General features: G+C 45.4%; 2 protein-coding genes. Both read left to right on the top strand.

Translation table 11 applies throughout. From position 1 onward, the window contains the following. Window positions 1-1,365, top strand: a 1,365-nt coding sequence (locus VIP81_RS04765; protein ID WP_331957334.1) for a gliding motility-associated C-terminal domain-containing protein, incomplete at its 5' end; no start/stop codon positions are given. 167 nt (window positions 1,366-1,532) lie between these two features. Beyond that, the coding region (locus VIP81_RS04760) for a PKD domain-containing protein (RefSeq protein WP_331957333.1) at window positions 1,533-3,274 on the top strand (1,742 nt) is incomplete at its 3' end.

The following is a 3,274-nucleotide window of genomic DNA, read 5'->3' as shown; positions in this document are numbered from 1 at the left end:
TATAAATGGGATTTCGGCAACGGTGATACCACCAATGCAGCCAATCCCAACTATCAGTATAAAACCGCCGGCACCTATAATGTAAAGCTGTATGTGCGCAATGTGAAGGGATGCGAGCAAACCATTACTAGTCCGATTACTATTTATGACAAACCGCCATTTAATGCCACGGCCGATACCTTGCTTTGCGCGAAAGACAGTTTGCATATGTGGGCCAACAGCACCTTACCAGGTAAATTCAACTGGACGCCGGATAACTATTTTATCTTAAATCCCAATACGCCTGATCCTATTGTTTTTCCGCCGGTTACCAGTACCTATAAAGTAACCTTTGTAGATGATCAGGGATGTACGAATGATAAAGATATTAAGGTAGATGTAAGAAATACCATCCATGTACAGACGATTGCTGACAGCACCGTGTGTACAAATGATGAGGTTCACCTGGAAACTACTGCCGATGGATTGTATACCTACCGCTGGACAAGCCTGAACAACAATACGGTCATATCGTTTAATCCCGATGTATATGTGATCCCCACTCCACCCGGACAATCTTACGAAGTGCAGGTGGCGCTCGGTAGTTGTCGTGGGGCCGATACCGTTAGTCTAAAAGTAGTAGATCCTCCCAAGGCAACAGCTGCTCCTGATAGCACCGTATGTTTTGGTGTACCCTTAACGCTCCGCGCTTCCGGGGGAGCTTATTACCATTGGTCGCCTGCTTATTATGTAGATAATGCTTCTGCTGCAGTTACAATAGCCCACCCGGTAGACACCACTTTATTTACAGTAACTGTAACGGATACACTGGGATGCCCAAAACCGGTTACGGCTACTGCGCAGGTAAATGTAGTGCCGCAGGTACATGCCTTTGCCGGTAACGATACTATTATTATGCTGAACACCCCATTTCAGCTAAATGCGACGGGAGGTGTGCGCTACACCTGGTCACCACCAGACGGATTAAATAGCCGCAACATTTATAATCCGGTAACTACGTATAACCGTGACATTACATATACCGTTACCGCCTATACGCAGGAAGGTTGCGCAGGTACCGACAACATTTTTGTCCGCTTTATTAAAGGGCCGGATATTTATATACCTAATGCATTCTCTCCCAATGGCGATGGTTTAAATGACATCTTCCGACCATTGCCGGTAGGTATTGTAACGATGGAATTCTTCCGCGTTTTTGATCGCTGGGGTAAACTCGTATACTCCACCACGGCCTATCTTCAGGGATGGGATGGAACAGTGAATGGACAAACTGCTGGCGTAGGTACCTATGTTTGGGTAGTACAGGGAAAAGATATCAGCAATAATACAGTTCAACGTAAAGGCACCGTTACACTCGTAAGATAAAAGTTGTCCGAAATGAACCGGATCTGCTCTTTTTGTGTTAAATTCAGAGAGCAGTACCCCCAATCATGAAGAGAGCTGTATTACTGATATTGAGCTGCTGTTTGTTCCCTATTTTCGCAGCTGGATACCACATCATTGGTGGCGAAATTTTTTATAAGACATTAGGAATGAACGGAGATAATACCCGCTACCGTTATCTCATCACTCTCAAATTGTATCGCGACGCAGATTTTACCTGCGGCGACCGACAAGGTTGTATCGACAGATTCGAGAACCCTGTCACAGCTAACGTATTTACTGCCAATGGTTCCAAAGTTTTATCTTCTGTATATCTCTACATTTCTGAAACACGTCCACTCATAGATACCCTGAAAAATCCTTGTCTGGCGCCGCAGGCACAACACCTGGAAGTAGCCTTTTATACTGCGGTGATTGAACTGGCGCCTATTCCCGGCGGTTATTACGTGGCCTCCCAGCGCTGCTGCCGTGGTGAAAAGCTGAATAACATCTATGACTCAGAACATGAAGGGTCCACTTATTATACTACCATTCCCGGTACCGAATCAAGACCTAATAACAATAGCGCCTACTTCAACAAAGACACGGCTATTATTATTTGCAACGCCATGCCTTTCACGCTCGATTATGCCGCATATGATGAAGATGGTGACAGCCTGACCTATAACCTCTGCAGCGCATTAACAGATGGTTCCAGCACCAATGAAAACACTTCTACCACACCGCCTCCTTATAATGCTACTGTAAGATATATACCACCTTATTCGGGCAGTAATCCAATGGGCGGCAGCCCGGGCATATCTATCTCGCCAAAGGGATTGATTAGCTGTACCCCTAATCTGCCCGGGAAATATGTAATAACAGTATGTGTAAATGAATATGATCCAGTCACCCAAAAATTTCTGGGTACACATAGCAAGGATATATTGCTAACGGTATTTAACTGCCAGACTAAAATCACCGCCACTTTTCCATCTGTGCTGAATAACTGTACAGATGATCCTGCATTACATGTTCCTATCAGCAATTCCAGTGTGGCGGGGTATTCATCTACCTATTACTGGACCTTCGGAGATGGCACCGATACACTTACTGACAGCAAAACCATGTTCTATCACCAATATGCTGATACCGGCGTGTACAAAGTGAAAATGGTAGTCAACCCCGGACTTGCCTGCACAGATAGCGCAGTAGGTGAAGTAAATAACTATCCGGGGTTGAGGGTAGGATTCACCACCGACGGATTCTGCCGGGGTGATCCTGTACAGTTTAATGATACTTCCTCTTACCGGTATGGAAATATAATTTCCCACATCTGGGATTTCGGTACCACAGATAGTATTGTTACGCCCGGCGTACAACGATCGCTGCAGCATACCTTTACTAAAGGTAACGTATATACGATTTCGTTGACCTTATTGACAGATAAGCAATGTGAAAAAACCGTCACTAAAAATATACGGATATACGAAGTGAATCCATATGCCGGCAACGACACCATACTAGCCAGGGGACAGCCTTTGGAGATGCAGGGCAGCGGCGGAGATTTTTATTCATGGACGCCTTCAGACGGATTATCCAATCCTAATATTGCGCATCCGGTCCTTAACTACAACAAGGATATTGCTTTCAAACTGCGCGTGTCTAATCAACAGGGATGCTTTGGCTACGCCACGGTGAGCGTAAAATATTATACAGGGCCTGAAATCTATATTCCCAATGCGTTTACACCTAACGGCGATGGACAAAATGATCGTTTCCGCTTTATTCCCGTGGGAATTACCTTCTACAAATATTTCCGCATCTATAACCGCTGGGGCGTGGAAATTTACGCTTCCACGGATTTTCGCACCGGATGGGATGGCACATTTAAGGGCGCGCCTGCCCCGGT

The sequence above is a fragment of the Chitinophaga sp. genome (assembly GCF_036566945.1).
Taxonomy (GTDB): Bacteria; Bacteroidota; Bacteroidia; order Chitinophagales; family Chitinophagaceae; genus Chitinophaga.
This window is presented reverse-complemented; position numbering and strand designations above follow the sequence as displayed.